This window comes from Streptomyces sp. NPDC097129, from assembly GCF_055668065.1.
Window position 1 is genome coordinate 304823 of record NZ_JBVOQE010000004.1, and the last position, 14421, is coordinate 319243.

Annotated in this window: 16 protein-coding genes; 8 read left to right on the forward strand and 8 right to left on the reverse strand. The window is 72.8% G+C overall.

All coding sequences use genetic code 11. The features are described from left to right. Positions 1-56 precede the first annotated feature (56 nt). From AC0B9F_RS15210 to AC0B9F_RS15220, 3 genes are all read right to left on the reverse strand, one after another. The gene (locus AC0B9F_RS15210; RefSeq protein WP_472002631.1) at positions 57-1274 is read right to left on the reverse strand and encodes an RNA polymerase sigma factor SigF; all 1218 of its coding nucleotides are present in this window, start codon (positions 1272-1274) and stop codon (positions 57-59) included. Then, positions 1271-1687, reverse strand: a complete 417-nt coding sequence (locus tag AC0B9F_RS15215; RefSeq protein ID WP_103781358.1) for an ATP-binding protein — start codon at positions 1685-1687, stop codon at positions 1271-1273. The genes AC0B9F_RS15210 and AC0B9F_RS15215 overlap by 4 nt, the downstream gene beginning before the upstream one ends. A 328-nt stretch (positions 1688-2015) precedes the next feature. Next, positions 2016-2276 (reverse strand): UBP-type zinc finger domain-containing protein, encoded by a 261-nt coding sequence (locus AC0B9F_RS15220; RefSeq protein ID WP_472002633.1) that lies wholly within the window; start codon positions 2274-2276, stop codon positions 2016-2018. Positions 2277-2337: 61 nt separating this feature from the next. Here AC0B9F_RS15220 and AC0B9F_RS15225 point away from each other — a divergent pair, with 61 nt between their 5' ends. Beyond that, positions 2338-3933 carry a Na+/H+ antiporter gene (locus tag AC0B9F_RS15225; RefSeq protein WP_472002635.1) on the forward strand — a complete coding sequence of 532 codons (1596 nt, stop codon included), beginning with the start codon at positions 2338-2340 and terminating at the stop codon, positions 3931-3933. A gap of 141 nt (positions 3934-4074) precedes the next feature. Here the strand turns inward: AC0B9F_RS15225 and AC0B9F_RS15230 are convergent, their stop codons facing one another. Together AC0B9F_RS15230 and AC0B9F_RS15235 are read right to left on the reverse strand one after the other, a co-directional pair. Continuing rightward, a complete protein-coding gene (locus tag AC0B9F_RS15230; protein WP_472002637.1) occupies positions 4075-4971 on the reverse strand; it encodes a 1-aminocyclopropane-1-carboxylate deaminase/D-cysteine desulfhydrase in 897 nt (298 codons plus the stop codon). 46 nt (positions 4972-5017) lie between these two features. Then, positions 5018-5608 carry an N-acetylmuramoyl-L-alanine amidase gene (locus AC0B9F_RS15235; RefSeq protein ID WP_472002639.1) on the reverse strand — a complete coding sequence of 197 codons (591 nt, stop codon included), beginning with the start codon at positions 5606-5608 and terminating at the stop codon, positions 5018-5020. Between the two features lie 293 nt (positions 5609-5901). Here AC0B9F_RS15235 and AC0B9F_RS15240 point away from each other — a divergent pair, with 293 nt between their 5' ends. The 5 genes from AC0B9F_RS15240 to AC0B9F_RS15260 all read left to right on the forward strand — a co-directional run bounded on the left by AC0B9F_RS15240 (position 5902) and on the right by AC0B9F_RS15260 (position 9911). Next, positions 5902-7308, forward strand: coding sequence for a family 2B encapsulin nanocompartment shell protein (locus AC0B9F_RS15240; RefSeq protein WP_472002641.1), 1407 nt, complete (start codon positions 5902-5904; stop codon positions 7306-7308). Positions 7309-7370: 62 nt separating this feature from the next. Beyond that, positions 7371-8426 carry a family 2 encapsulin nanocompartment cargo protein polyprenyl transferase gene (locus tag AC0B9F_RS15245; RefSeq protein ID WP_472002980.1) on the forward strand — a complete coding sequence of 352 codons (1056 nt, stop codon included), beginning with the start codon at positions 7371-7373 and terminating at the stop codon, positions 8424-8426. Between the two features lie 179 nt (positions 8427-8605). Next, on the forward strand, positions 8606-9211 hold the full coding sequence (locus AC0B9F_RS15250; RefSeq protein ID WP_472002642.1) for a GNAT family N-acetyltransferase: 606 nt from the start codon (positions 8606-8608) through the stop codon (positions 9209-9211). A 26-nt stretch (positions 9212-9237) separates the two neighbouring features. Beyond that, positions 9238-9477: a hypothetical protein gene (locus AC0B9F_RS15255; RefSeq protein WP_472002644.1), complete on the forward strand. Its 240-nt coding sequence runs from the start codon at positions 9238-9240 to the stop codon at positions 9475-9477. A gap of 98 nt (positions 9478-9575) precedes the next feature. Continuing rightward, positions 9576-9911 (forward strand): DUF952 domain-containing protein, encoded by a 336-nt coding sequence (locus AC0B9F_RS15260; RefSeq protein ID WP_472002646.1) that lies wholly within the window; start codon positions 9576-9578, stop codon positions 9909-9911. 42 nt (positions 9912-9953) lie between these two features. Here the strand turns inward: AC0B9F_RS15260 and AC0B9F_RS15265 are convergent, their stop codons facing one another. From AC0B9F_RS15265 to AC0B9F_RS15275, 3 genes are read right to left on the reverse strand one after another with little or no spacing between them, the layout of a single operon-like run. After that, positions 9954-10709: a VOC family protein gene (locus AC0B9F_RS15265; RefSeq protein ID WP_472002982.1), complete on the reverse strand. Its 756-nt coding sequence runs from the start codon at positions 10707-10709 to the stop codon at positions 9954-9956. A gap of 2 nt (positions 10710-10711) precedes the next feature. Then, positions 10712-11122, reverse strand: coding sequence for a VOC family protein (locus AC0B9F_RS15270; protein WP_472002648.1), 411 nt, complete (start codon positions 11120-11122; stop codon positions 10712-10714). 10 nt (positions 11123-11132) lie between these two features. Further along, the gene (locus tag AC0B9F_RS15275; protein ID WP_472002650.1) at positions 11133-11525 is read right to left on the reverse strand and encodes a helix-turn-helix domain-containing protein; all 393 of its coding nucleotides are present in this window, start codon (positions 11523-11525) and stop codon (positions 11133-11135) included. A gap of 164 nt (positions 11526-11689) precedes the next feature. On the opposite strand from AC0B9F_RS15275, the gene AC0B9F_RS15280 reads away from it, so the two are divergent. Continuing rightward, positions 11690-13180: a right-handed parallel beta-helix repeat-containing protein gene (locus tag AC0B9F_RS15280; protein WP_472002652.1), complete on the forward strand. Its 1491-nt coding sequence runs from the start codon at positions 11690-11692 to the stop codon at positions 13178-13180. A 135-nt stretch (positions 13181-13315) separates the two neighbouring features. Beyond that, entirely contained in the window at positions 13316-14377 is a 1062-nt protein-coding gene (locus AC0B9F_RS15285; protein ID WP_472002654.1) for a substrate-binding domain-containing protein, read from the forward strand. Positions 14378-14421: the final 44 nt, after the last annotated feature.

Here is a 14421-nt window from a genome sequence, read left to right on the forward strand (position 1 = left end):
GCTCCCGTGGGCGCTCGCGCCCGCACCGGGAGCCGTCACCGACGCCGAAGCGCCGGTCACTCCTCCACGAGCAGCTTCTCCCGCAGCTGCGCCAGTGTCCTCGCCAGCAGCCGGGACACGTGCATCTGCGAGATGCCGACCTCCTGCGCGATCTGCGACTGGGTCATGTTGCCGAAGAAACGCAGCAGCAGGATCCGCTTCTCGCGCGGCGGGAGGCCCTCCAGCAGCGGCTTGAGCGACTCCCGGTACTCCACACCCTCCAGCGCCTCGTCCTCGGCGCCCAGGGTGTCGGCGACCGCCGGGGACTCGTCGTCGGTGTCGGGGACGTCCAGGGACAGGGTGGAGTAGGCGTTGGCCGACTCCAGGCCCTCCAGGACCTCCTCCTCCGAGATCCCCAGCTTCTCGGCGAGCTCGTGGACCGTGGGCGAGCGGCCGTGCAGCTGGGACAGCTCCGCCGTGGCCGTCGTCAGCGACAGCCGCAGCTCCTGGAGCCGGCGCGGCACCCGCACCGCCCAGCCCTTGTCGCGGAAGTGCCGCTTGATCTCGCCGACGACCGTGGGGGTCGCGTACGTGGAGAACTCCACACCGCGGTCCGGGTCGAAGCGGTCGACGGACTTGATTAGCCCGATGGTGGCGACCTGGGTGAGGTCGTCGAGCGGCTCGCCGCGGTTACGGAAGCGGCGCGCGAGATGCTCGACGAGCGGCAGGTGCATCCGGACAAGCTTGTTGCGCAGCTCGGCGTACTCCGGGCTGCCCTCCTTCAGGCCGCGCAGCTCGATGAACATCGCCCGCGCCCCGCTGCGGTCCTGCGGGCCGTGCTGCGTGAACCGCACCTCGCGCACGGGCTGCCCGTTCGGGGCCTGCACCTCGCGCACGGGCTGCCCGTCCGGGGCCCGCACTGTGCGCGCGGCCTGCCCGTCCGGCGCCTGTTCCTCGGCGTCTCGCTCGTGCTCGCTCATCGTCCCGCCCGTTGCCCTGCCCCGAGCCCCGGCTTCCGCTGGGACAGGGGTGCCCCCGTTCCGCCGGCCGCGGGGCGTGCCCCGTCCGGCGCCTTCGCTCTCCCGCGGGCCGCCGTCGGCGGTGCCCCGCAGACCGGCGTCCACGGCCCCGGCCCGGGAGGACTCGTCCTCCGGGTGCGGCCGGGCCTGCTCGGGGATGCCGTCGATGCCGTCCGCCGTACGCCGGGATCCACCCTGAGCGCCCAGGGCGTTCTCGGGCGGCAGTTCCCTGATGCCGCGCTCTTCGTCCCGCACCGGCCCGTCCCCGTTCCTCACGCCGGCCCGGGTCCCGCGCCGCGCTGTTTGTAGAGGCTGATCGAAACGGTCTTGTCCTCGTCCACGGCGGAGGAGACCTTGCCCGCGAGAGCGGACAGGACGGTCCAGGCGAAGGTGTCCCGCGAGGGGGCGTGCCCGTCCGTGGTCGGCGCCGAGACGGTGACCTCGAGTGAGTCGTCGACGAGCCGGAAGACGCAGGAGAGCACCGAGCCCGGCACGGCCTGCTGCAGGAGGATCGCGCAGGCCTCGTCCACGGCGATGCGCAGGTCCTCGATCTCGTCCAGGGTGAAGTCCAAGCGGGCCGCGAGACCGGCCGTGGCCGTCCGCAGCACCGACAGGTAGGCACCCGCAGCCGGCAGCCGGACCTCCACGAAGTCCTGGTTCACCGCGGGCTCGCCTGCGATCTGGGACACCCTCACCTCCAAGGTGGTACAAGCTGTTCGGGGCCGAGGGTCGCCCCCCGGGTCAACGCGACGTGTGGTACTGCGGTGACGCTATCGCGCCCAGAAGTTTCCTGTCCCGGGGCCCCAACCCCTTGCCGTCACTCATAGTAAAGCTCCGGATACGCTCCGTGGCTAGGGGGTGTGCGGGCCCAATTGGGAACAGCGCGCGCCGGATTGACGTACCCAGGCGTCAGACGCTCGAACCGTACCTGGTACAGCCCCTTCCGGTCGCCTCCCATGGCTTCTTTTCCGTCCGCGCGGGGCCGTGGGCGGCGGCTCGCACCGCTGTCCGGCCCGCTCACACCAGCACGTGGTCGACAAAGCACCAGCGCCAGTCCTCGCCGGGTTCGAAGGTCCGCATCACCGGGTGACCGGTGTCCTTGTGGTGCCCGGTGGCGTGCCGGTTCGGCGAGGAGTCGCAGCAGCCCACGTGGCCGCACGTCAGACACAACCGCAGCTGCACCGGGTGGGTGCCGTCCCGCAGGCACTCCGGACACGTCTCGCTGAGCGGAGTCGGTTCCGGACGCGGCAGCGCGTCGGCGTGCGTGCACTGTTTCATGATTGCCAGGTTACGACGGGCGTGCGGCGAGCGGCGCGAACAACGAGGGTGGGCGAGGACGATGGACGTGATGCCACTGCTGTTGCTGGTGGCGGGCAGTGCGGCGGTGGCCGCGGCCGCCCGGCGCACCCCGGTGCCGGCACCCCTGCTGCTGGTCGCGGCAGGCCTCGCGGTCTCCTACGTCCCCGGCATCCCCGACTACCGGCTCGCCCCCGACGTCGTCCTGCCCCTGCTGCTGCCACCACTGCTGTACACCTCCGCCGTCGACAGCTCCTACCTGGACCTCAGGGCGCAGATGCGGCCCGTGGCGCTGCTGTCGGTCGGCTACGTCCTGTTCGCGACGGTCGTCGTCGGCTGGGCCGCGTACGTCCTGGTGCCGGGGCTGCCGCTGACCGCGGCGCTGGTGCTCGGCGCGGTCGTCGCGCCGCCGGACGCGGTGGCGGCGACGGCGGTGGCGCGCCGGGTCGGACTGCCCTCGCGGATCACCACCATCCTCCAGGGCGAGTCCCTGCTGAACGACGCCACCGCGATCACCGCCTACAAGGTGGCGCTCGCCGCGGCCGTCGGCGAGGGCGCGTCCTGGGCCGGCGGGATCGGAGAGTTCCTGCTCGCGGCGGTCGGCGGCGTGGTGGTGGGCCTGATCCTGATGGCGCCGATCCACTGGCTGCGCACCCACCTCAGGGAACCCCTGCTGCAGAACACGCTGTCCCTGCTCATCCCGTTCGTCGCGTACGCGGCGGCCGAGCAGGTCCACGCGTCGGGCGTGCTCGCCGTGGTCGTCGTCGCCCTCTACCTCGGCCACCGGAACTGGGAGGTCGACTTCGCCACCCGGCTGCAGGAGGAGGCGGTGTGGAAGATGGTCGCCTTCGTCCTGGAGTCGGCCGTGTTCGCGCTCATCGGACTGCAGCTGCCGGTCGTCCTGCGGGGCCTCGGGGAGTACCGGGGCGTCGATGCCGTCTGGTACGCCGTCGCCCTGTTCCTCGTGGTCGTCGCGGTCCGCTTCCTGTGGGTGTACCCGGCGACCTTCCTGCCCCGGCTGTTCTCGCCGCGCATCCGCGCCCGCGAGGAGAACCCGACCTGGCGCGGGCCGGTGGTCATCGCCTGGGCCGGGATGCGCGGCGTGGTCTCCCTGGCCATCGCCTTCTCCATCCCGCTCCACCTGCACGACGGCGGCCCCTTCCCGCACCGCAACCTCGTCCTCTTCCTGACCTTCACCACGGTCATCGGCACCCTCGTGGTGCAGGGCCTGTCCCTGCCGCCGCTGATCCGCCTGCTGAAGTTCCCCGGCCGCGACGCGCAGGCCGAGACCCTCGCCGAGGCCAACGCCCAGGCGCAGGCCTCCCGCGTCGCCGAGCAGCGCCTCGACGACCTCCTGGCCGACGAGCGCAACGCGCTGCCGCCACCGCTCGCCGACCGGCTGCGCAGTGTCCTGGAGCGCCGCCGCAACGCCGTGTGGGAACGCCTCGGCCAGGTCAACCCGGTCACCGGCGAGACCGCCGACGACACCTACCGGCGGCTGTCCAGCGAGATGATCGGCGCCGAGCGCGAGGTCTTCGTGAAGCTGCGCGACGGCCGCTACATCGACGACGAGATGCTGCGCGCCCTGCTGCGACGGCTGGACCTGGAGGAGGCGGCGGCCTACCGGGAGGCGACGTAGCTGGTCTCCGGGCGGAATTCCGCCTCCGGGCGGAACCCCGTCTCCGGGCGGAACCCCGTCTCCGGGCGGAGCCCCGTCTCCGGGCGGAGCCCTGTCTCGGGGCGGCGCGTCACCCGGGGCCGGTGCCTTTCTCGGGGCGCCTCACCCGGGGAACGGGCGGCCGGTGATCACCGCCGCGACCGTCGTGCCCCTGGGGAACGCGCCCTCCTCGGTGAGGGTGAGGAGTCCGTACAGCATCTTGGCGACATAGAGGCGTTCGACGGGCAGCGCATGGCGGTCCTCGAAGTCGTCCGCGAAGGCGTCGAGTGCGGCGGGCACGCGCGCGTAGCCGCCGAAGTGGAACCTGTCGTCCAGCAGCCAGCTGCCGCGCTGACCGCCGAAGGCCCGCTCCTGCAACGCCCGGATGTCGTCGTGCAGGAAACCGCCCTTGAGGACGGGGACGCCCACCGCGCGCTGCCCGGGACCCAGCCCGGCGGCCAGCCCGGCCAGCGTGCCGCCGGTGCCGCAGGCGAGGGCGACCACCTCGGCGCTCCCGCGCAGTTCCGCACCGAGCGCGACGCATCCGCGCACGGCCGCCGCGTTGCTGCCGCCCTCGGGGACGACATGGGCGTCACGGGCGTCCACGGCGTCCAGCACCGCGGCAAGAATGTCCGGTTCCGTCTTACGGCGATACGTCGACCTGTCGACGAAGTGCAGCCGCATACCGTCGGCGGCGCAGCGGGTGAGGGACGGGTTGCGGGGGAGCCGGGCCAGTTCCTCGCCGCGGACCACGCCGATCGTGGGCACGCCGAGGAGCCGGCCCGCGGCGGCAGTGGCCCGCAGATGGTTGGAGTACGCGCCGCCGAACGTCACGATCGGCCGCCCGGCCGCCGCGTCGAGATTGGGCGCCAGCTTGCGCCACTTGTTGCCGATCAGCTCCGAGTGGATCAGGTCGTCGCGTTTGAGCAGCAGGCGGACGCCGTGCCGGGCGAAACGGTCGTCCGCCGCCTCCTGAAGGGGAGAGGGCAAGCGGGGGCGGAGGGCGTCCAGGCTGGTCACGACACCATTGTCGAACGCCCGTCCCGTTCGGCTCGCCGTGCCCCGCTCACTTCAGGCGGTCGCCGACCCGATCCCGCAGCCACGCCATCGTGAAGCCCCGCGGGTCCACCTTCCCCGGCTGCCACTCCAGGTGGCCGATGACCGACCGCTGGGTCCAGCCGTGCCGGCGGCAGATCGCGGCCGCGGCCTTCTCGATCGCCACCAGCTGGGCCTCGGGCCAGGGGTCCTCGCCGTCGCCGAGGTTCTCGCACTCGAAGCCGTAGAAATGGCGGTTGCCGCCGGTGTTCGCCTCGTCGTCGTGCGGCAGCGCCTTCTCCGCGATCACCGCGCGCAGAACGTCGTCGTCGCCCGGGCCGGCGTGGTTGGCGCGGCCGTAGCCGACCAGATGGACCGTGCCGTCCTTGGTGATGACGCCGTGGCACAGCGGCCCCGGCAGCCCGGGGCGGCCGTCCCGGCAGAGCTCCACCGTGCGCGCGCCGCCCCGGGTCACCGTGTGATGGATCATCACGCCGTGCACCGGCCCCCAGGGGCCTTTGTGGTTGCGATTGTGATTCCTCCAGTCGCCGACCTCGACGACCTCCAGGCCCTCGGCTCGCAGTGCGGTGAGGAAGTCGCTCGCGGACAGGGGTGAGGCCATGCCGCCTCCTTCGTGCTGCTGTCCCGGGGCCACGGGCCGCGGCCGCCGTCGTACCCCGCTTGTACCGAAACCGGACGAGCCGGACGACATCGTTCGTACGGTGTGCGAGCCGATCCGGACATGCCGAGCTGAGGCGAGGCGGGCGGGAGGGCTGTTGAGTCTTCCCACCCGGCTGTGATCCAACCCCGCTCTTTCGTGTAATAGCACCGGCACGCTCCGTGATGGGAGCCTGGTCAGCAGATGGATGCCTGGCGCAATTCGGAGCCAGTGCAGCACTGGGAGGGCAATTCTCTATGTCGGTAGGCGAAGAGGTCCGCACCGAAGACACCAGGCCGCAGCAGAGCCTCGGCACCGCGGCCGCGCGGAACCTGGCCACCACTACCAAGTCCGTGCCGCAGATGCAGGAGATCAGCTCGCGCTGGCTGCTGCGGCTGCTGCCATGGGTGGACGTGCAGGGCGGCACGTACCGGGTGAACCGGCGGCTGACCTACACGGTCGGCGACGGCCGCATCACGTTCGTGAAGACCGGTGACCGCGTCGAGGTCATCCCCGCCGAACTGGGCGAGCTGCCCGCCCTCCGGGCGTACGACGACGACGAGGTGCTGTCGGAGCTGGCGCAGCGCTGCCGGCAGCACGACTTCGCCGCCGGCGAGGTGATCGCCTCCTTCGGCAGCCGGGCCGAGGAGGTCTACCTGCTGGCCCACGGCAGGGTGGAGAAGGTCGGCACCGGCCCGTACGGCGACGACCAGGTCCTCGGCGTGCTCGCCGACGGCGCCTACTTCGGCGAGCAGGCGCTGCTGGCCGGCGACGCCATCTGGGAGTACACGGCCCGCGCGGACACCGCGTGCACGGTACTGATCCTGTCCCGCCAGGACGTCGAGCAGGTCGCCGAGCGCGCGGAGACGCTGCGCGAACAGCTCCGGCAGGCACGCTCCATCCCGGCCCAGCGCACCAACAAGTACGGGGAGAAGGAGGTCGAGCTGGCCGCCGGCCACTCCGGCGAGCCGGACATCCCGCACACCTTCGTCGACTACGAGAGCCGGCCCCGCGAGTACGAACTGAGCATCGCCCAGACCGTCCTGCGCATCCACTCGCGCGTGGCCGACCTGTACAACCAGCCGATGAACCAGACCGAGCAGCAGCTGCGGCTCACCGTCGAGGCGTTGAAGGAGCGCCAGGAGCACGAGCTGGTCAACAACCGGGAGTTCGGCCTGCTCCACAACTGCGAGTACGACCAGCGGATCCAGCCGCACGACGGCGTGCCCAGCCCCGACGACATGGACGAGCTCCTCAGCCGGCGGCGTGGCACCAAGATGTTCCTCGCCCACCCGCGCGCGATCGCCGCGTTCGGGCGCGAGCTGAACAAGCGCGGACTGGTCCCGGAAACCATCGACGTGGGCGGCAACCGCATCCCGACCTGGCGGGGCGTGCCCATCTACCCGTCCAACAAGATCCCGGTGACCGAGGCGCGCACCACCTCCATCATCGCGATGCGTCTCGGCGAGCAGGACCAGGGCGTCATCGGTCTGCGGCAGTCGGGCATCCCGGACGAGATCGAGCCGAGCCTGTCCGTGCGGTTCATGGGCATCAACGAGCAGGCGATCATCAAGTACCTGGTCACGGCCTACTACTCGGCCGCGGTGCTCGTGCCGGACGCGCTGGGCGTGCTGGAGAACGTCGAGATCGGCCGCTGGCGGTGACCCTTCCCCTCCAGGGCCACCGTGCCCGCCCCTCCGCGGGGCGGGCACACCCTTCGGCCGCGCTGCCTGCCCAGGGCGGACCGGCGGGGCCGGCCGACCCAGCCGAGGCGGCGGCGCTCCTGGAGCACACGAGGACCCTGGTCGACCCCGAGCTGCGCGCGGCGATCGAGTCCCTGCCGGGGCCCCTGCGCCGCGTCGCGCGCTACCACTTCGGGTGGGAGCAGCCGGACGGCAGCCCGGCGGCGGGCCCCACGGGCAAGGCCCTGCGTCCCGCGCTCGTGCTGGCGGCGGCCGACGCCCTGGGCGGCACACCGGCCCGGGACAGCGCGGTGCGGGCGGCAGCGGCGGTGGAGCTGGTGCACAACTTCACGCTGCTGCACGACGACGTGATGGACCGCGACGCCACCCGCCGGCACCGGCCGACCGCATGGACCGTGTTCGGCGACGCCGACGCGATCCTCGCGGGGGACGCGCTCCAGGCGCTCGGACTCAAGCTGCTCGCCGAGGACCCGCATCCGGCGTCCTCGGCGGCCGCCGCCCGGCTCGCGTCCTGCGTCGTCGAACTGTGCGTCGGGCAGCACACCGACACCACGCTGGAGCGCCGATCGCCCGGGGACGTGGACCTCGACGAAGTGCTCGCCATGGCCGAGGCCAAGACGGGGGCGTTGCTGGGGTGCGCGTGTGCCGTCGGCGCGCTGTACGCGGGTGCGGCCGCCGAGGACGTCGAGGCGCTGGACGGGTTCGGGCGTGAGGCCGGGCTCGCGTTCCAGCTCATCGACGACGTGATCGGGATCTGGGGCGATCCCGGGCGTACGGGGAAGCCGGCCGGGGCGGACCTCGCGGCGCGCAAGAAGTCGCTGCCGGTGGTGGCGGCGCTCGTCTCCGGCACCACGGCGGCCGTCCGGCTGGCCGAGTTGTACGGGGCGCCGTTCGACCCGGAGGACGTCGAGCGCACGGCGCTGGCGGTCGAGCGGGCCGGTGGCCGTGACTGGGCGCAGCAGGAGGCCGCCGACCGGATGTCCCGCGCGGTCTGCGCCCTGGCCCGCGCGGTACCGGAGCCGGAGCGGGCGGGGGGCCTGCTGAGCCTGGCGGAGTTCGTGACCCGGCGCAGTGCGTGACGTCTCGGGCGCATCGGGAGGGGAGGGGAGGGGAGGGTACGGGGCTCGTGCGAGGTACGTCGTCGCCACCGTCCGCGCCCTGTCCTGCCCTGCCCTGTCCTGCCCACCTTCCGTGACCGCCGTGGCGTCCGGGATAGGGTCAACCCCCGTACACCACAGGCGCGTTGAAGGGGGCCGGGATGGGCGTGGCGATACGGCGGGCGGGAGCCGACGACCGGGGGACGGTCGTACGACTGCTGGACGAGGCCTTTCATGAGGATCCGGTCAGCGCCTGGGTGTTCCCGGACGAGGAGTACCGGCGCGGCACCCATCACCGGCTCATGGCCGCGTTCACCGACATCGCCCTCGGTGACGGCTGGATCGACGTCACCGATGACGGGGCGGCATGCGCACTGTGGCTGTCCGTGCCCGGTGGCGAGCAGGACGACGCCGGGGACGACGGTCCCGCCGAGCTGCGCCGGGCCGTGGACTCGGCCAACGAGCGGGTGGAGCTGATCGGACGGCTGACGGCCGGTATCCACCCCGTGGACCGCCCGCACGCCTACCTGTGGATGATCGGCGTCGCGCCGCACCGGCAGGGTGAGGGACTGGGCACCGCGCTGATCGGGCACGTCCTCGAGCGGTGCGACCAGGAAGGGCGGGCCGCCTATCTGGAGGCCAGCAACGCGCGCAGCCGGGTGCTGTACGAGCGCCTCGGCTTCACCGTCATGGACGGCGTGCTGGACCTGCCCGACGGCCCGACGATGTGGCCCATGTGGCGCGAGCCCCGCCGCGGGGGGCGCTGAGCCGGGCATCGCCCTAGGCTGAGGGCGTGGGCAGCGACGAACCCGTCTGTCCCGTCTGCGGACAGCGCGTCGGGACGGTCGTCCGACGGCACAAGACGCTGGGCGCCTGGGTGCCGGTGTGGACGCCCGGTCCCTGCCGCAACGCCCAGTGCCCGGCCCGCGCGGAACCGGCCCCCACGGGGGCGGCCCCCACCGAGCCCACGGTCGCCGCCACCCCGTCCGACGGCGGCGACGCCTCGGGCACGTCCGCGGCGGAACCATCCTGACGGGTTGGTCAGCGGCGGAAGAGTCCTGACAGGTTCGTCCGCGGCGGAAGAGTCCTGACGGCTGTGTCGCCGGGCTCTCCAGCGCATAGCGTGGGCACATGACCGACGCCCCGCACATCCTCCACCTCACCGAACGCTCCCTGTGGGAGGCCGCCCGCGCTGAGGGCCGGTACACCTGGTCGACCCGCGGACGCACGCTGGAGCAGGAGGGGTTCATCCACTGCTCCACCCGGGAGCAGCTCGCAGCGGTGGCCGAGTTTCTGTACGGCGGCTACGACGGCCCGGACGAGCTGGTCGTCCTGGTCGTGGACCCGGCTCGGCTGGACGTGCCGCTGAAGTACGAGGCCGCCGAACCCGGCGGCGAGGAGTTCCCCCACGTGTACGGGCCCATCCCGGTGGAGGCGGTCGTGTCCGTGGAGCCGTGGCCGGTGTGAGCCCGCGCCCGCACCACCCGGTGACGGGGTGAGTCCGTGCCCTCACCGGTTGGGCAGTCCGCCCGTCTCGGGGTCGCGGGCCGTGAGGCAGTACAGGCCGCCCGCCGGATCCCGCATCACCGTCCAGTGGGCGCCGGCGGAGACGACGGTGGCGCCCAGCTCCTCGTGCCGGGCGAGGGTCGCCGCGCGGTCGGCGCAGGCCAGGTCGAGGTGGGCCGAGGCAGGCCGCTCCTCGCCCAGCCGCTGGAGCAGGATGCGGATCGGCAGCCCGTCGGGCGGCACGATCACATGGAACTCGGGGCGGGACCCGGGCCGGGACGTCCACTGCGGCAACAGCGCGCCGAAGAAGGCGACTTCGGCGTCGTAGGCCGACGGCGGCACATCGAGGCACACCTGGTCGAGGCGGCTGCCGTGGACCACGGGCGGGCGCTGCCGCTCGCCCTGCCACGGCACCGCGCAGAACAGGAGCCCGGCGGGGGAGCGCAGCACCGTCCACCCCTCGTGCCGGGCCTCGACGTGCGCGCCCAGCCGCAGCGCCGACGCCACGAACTCCGGCACGTCGGCCACGGCGAAGTCGAGGTGTGCGCCGCCCCGGCCGGCCGCCACGCCCTGCGCCTTCAGGCAGGCGTCGGCGTTGCCGTCCGGAAGCAGGGTGGTGAACTCCCCTCCGTCACCGCGCGGCGGGGACAGCCGGGTGCCGGTGACGGCCGTCCAGAACGCGCAGGCCCGGTCCAGGAGTCCGGCCGGGCGGTCGACGAACGCGTAGGTCCAGCGGACGTGCCGGGTCGGCGTGGAAATGGTCAGCTCTCCGTTCGTTGCATGAACCGCAGCAGATTGCCCGCGGGGTCCCGGAAGGCGCAGTCCCGGACCCCGTACGGCTGATCCATGGGTTCCTGCAGGATGTCGGTGCCGGCTTCGCGGACCTTCTCGCACAGGGACTCGCAGTCGGGCGTGGTGAAGATGACCCCGCGCAGCACCCCCTTGGCCAGCAGCCGGGTCAGCGTCTCCCGGTCGGCGGTGGAGGCGTCGGCGGCCGGCGGCTCCAGGACGATCTCGACGTCCGGCTGGAGCGGCGAGCCGACCGTGAGCCAGCGCAGGCCCTCGAACTCCACGTCGTTGCGCAGTTCGAGGCCGAGGACGTCCCGGTAGAAGGCGAGTGCCTTGTCGGGGTCGTCGACGGTGATGAAGCACTGCTTCAGTTTCACATCCATGACGGTCACCCTAGGTTCGGCGCGGTCGCGTGAGCCTGCGCACCACGCAGGGCGGGATCTGCGCGACCGCCTCGTGCGGACGGGCCCGGTACGCGGTCGGTGTCACGCCCACGAGCTGGGTGAACCGGGAGCTGAACGAGCCCAGGGAGGTGCAGCCGACGGCGAGACACACTTCGGTCACGCTCAGATCGCCGCGCCGCAGCAGCGCCTTGGCGCGCTCGACCCGGCGGGTCATGAGGTAGCCGTAGGGCGTCTCGCCGTATGCCTCGCGGAAGCTGCGCTGGAAGTGACCCGTTGACATCAGCGCCGTACGGGCGAGCACGGCGATGTCCAGGGGCTCGGCGTACTCGCGGTCCATACGGTCGCGTGCCCTGCGCAGCCGCACCAGGTCCTCGGGGGTCACCCGGCCAGCATGCCACGCCCTGCGGCCCCCAACACGGCGATCAGTCGATCGGTAAGTGAGCGAATGGCGATCGTTTGATACTTAACCATTGACGTGATCCGTGCGCCTCCCTAGCTTCGGGCGTCGTCCCGGTCCCCTGAGCCACCAAGAAAGGTGGACGCGTCATGAGGATCACCCCCGTCCGGCGCCGGCTGGCCGTCGTCGCGCTCGTCGTGACGGCTACGGCCGCCCTGCCCGCCGTATCCGCGTCGGCCGCCGGCACCACCACCTACGTCGACTGTTCGCGGGCCGCCGCCGGCGACGGCAGTGCGGCCGCCCCGTTCAACAGCCTCGCCCAGGCCAGTGCCCGCACCTACGGCCCCGGCGACACCCTCGCCCCGGCCGCCGGCACGACCTGCACCGGCGCCCTCACCCCCCGGGGCAGCGGCACCGCCGCCGCCCCCGTCACCCTGACCGCGTACGGGTCCGGGGCCCGGCCCGTGATCGACGGGGCCGGGGCGCCCGACGCCGTCGCCTTCACGGATCAGGACCACTGGACGATCAGCGGACTGAAGATCACCAACTCCGCGTCCGCCCTGGGCCGGCGCACCGGGCTGCGGATCTCCGCGACCGACGGCCGGGCGCACTCCGGCTTCGACGTCGGCGATCTCGTCGTGGACCGGGTCGCCGGGCAGACCGACAAGAACAGCCCGACGACCGACGACTACGTGCAGTCCGCCGGCATCGTCACCGGCGCGAGCGGCACCGGGTCCGTGCTCGACGACATCCACGTCCACGACAACGCCGTCAGCAACACCGGCGGCGGAGGCGTGAAGGTCCGGGTCGGCTCGATGTCCCTCAAGGGCACCGGGGTGCTGGTCGAGCGCAACACGATCACCGACGTCGGCGGCGACGGGGTCATCGTCAGCTACGCCGAGGCGCCGCTGATCCAGTACAACACCGCCGCGGGCGTCGGCAACGGCGTCCATCCGTTCTCCGGCGGGAACTTCGCCGGGATCTGGGTGCTCGGCGACCACAACCCGGTGATGCAGTTCAACGCCGTGCACGACATCACGCGGATGTCCGTCTTCGACAGCGAGTCCTTCGACTGCGACTGGGGCAACACCGGCACCTGCACGATCCAGTACAACTTCAGCCGCGACAACATCGGCGGCTTCTTCCTCGACTGCGACGGCTGCGGCACCAGCGGCGCGGCGACGCAGGTCATCCGCTACAACGTCTCCGAGAACGACTGCCGTATCGTCCACGCCTCCGGCGGCCGGTCCGCCCTGCGGATGTACAACAACGTCTTCTACTGCCCGGACAAGAAGTTCGACGTCACGCTGCCCGGCACCGCTCTGGTGGAGAACAACATCTGGGTGGGCACCGCCGACTCCGCTCTGCCCACCGGCTCCGGGGTCTCCTGGCTGTGGAACGTCTTCCAGGGCGTGCCCCGGCCCACCGCCAACGGCATCGTCGGCGATCCGCAGTTCACCGCGCCGGGCACGGGCGGCGACACCCTCGCCTCCGCCGCCGGCTACCGGCTCCGGGCCGGCTCACCGGCGCTCGGCAACGGCGGGGTCGTCCAGGACAACGGAGGCCGTGACTACTGGGGCAACCCGGTCTCCGCGACCGCCAAGTCGCACCGGGGCGCCTACAACGGCCCCGGACTGTGAGCGCCTGAGCGAATTGATCAGATGACCACGATGTGATCGGATACCGTGAGGGCGGGAGGTCGTGAGCCCCCGCAGCAGGTGAGCCACCGAAGCAGAGGGCGACGGGCGCCGCCGCGCCAGGATCAGGAGGTCCCGATGGCCACATCGGCGCAGGAACGCCGTACGCGCATCCTTGAGGTGGTGCGGGAGGCCGGGTCGGTCCGGGTCGTGGAGCTGGCCGAACGCCTCGGCATCCCCGCCGTCACGGTCCGCCGCGATGTGGCCGCGCTGGCCGACGAGGGCCGGCTGGAGCGCACGCACGGGGCGGTCTCGCTGCCGGCGGGCGCGTCGGCGGCCGGGCCCGGCGGGCGGGGACGGTTGATCGGCATGCTCGTGCCGTCCGTCGGGTCGTACTTCGACGAGGTCGTCGCGGGGGCCAGTGCCGCGGCGACCGCCGCCGGGGCGCGCGTGGTGCTCGGCATCGCCCCCTACGAGACGGACAGCGACCGCGCCCAGGTGGAGCGGCTGCTGGAGTCGGACGTCGACGGGCTGCTGCTGACCCCCAACTGGTCGGCCGGGAGCGGGCTCGCCGGCAGCGACTGGCTGGGCGACCTGCCCGTCCCCGCCGTCCTGGTCGAGCGCCGCGCCGCCCCCGTCAGCCCGGCCGCCGGGCTCGACGCGGTCTGCTCCAACCACCGCCACGGTGTGCTCCTCGCCCTGCGCCGGCTGGCCGGGCGGGGGCACGGCTCCGTCCTGCTCGCCGCTCGCTCCGACACCCGCACCGCGCACGAGGTGCGGGCCGGATACGCCATGGCGGTCGAGGGGCTCGGGCTGACGCCGCTGCCGGTGATCGACGTGCCCACACCGGCCGCCGCGCATCCCGCGAGCGCCCACCAGGAGCTGGCCGCGCGGATCGCCGAGGCCGCCGCCTCCGGCGTACGGGCCGTGCTGGTCCACAACGACCAGGACGCCATCCAGTTGCCGCCGCTGCTGCGCGCGCACGGCCTCGCCGTCCCCGACGACGTGGCCCTGGTGTCGTACGACGACGTGTACGCGAGCCTGTCCGACCCGCCGCTGACCGCGGTGGCCCCGCCCAAGCGTGCCGTGGGCGCGGAGGCGCTCCGGCTGCTGCTGCGCCGGCTGGACGAGGGCGACGCGCTGCCCGTCCACCAGATCGAGCTGCTGCCGACGCTCACCGTGCGCGCGTCCTGCGGCTGACGGCGGCCTGGGGGAGTGGCCCCCGGGTTCAGGATGGGACCGTC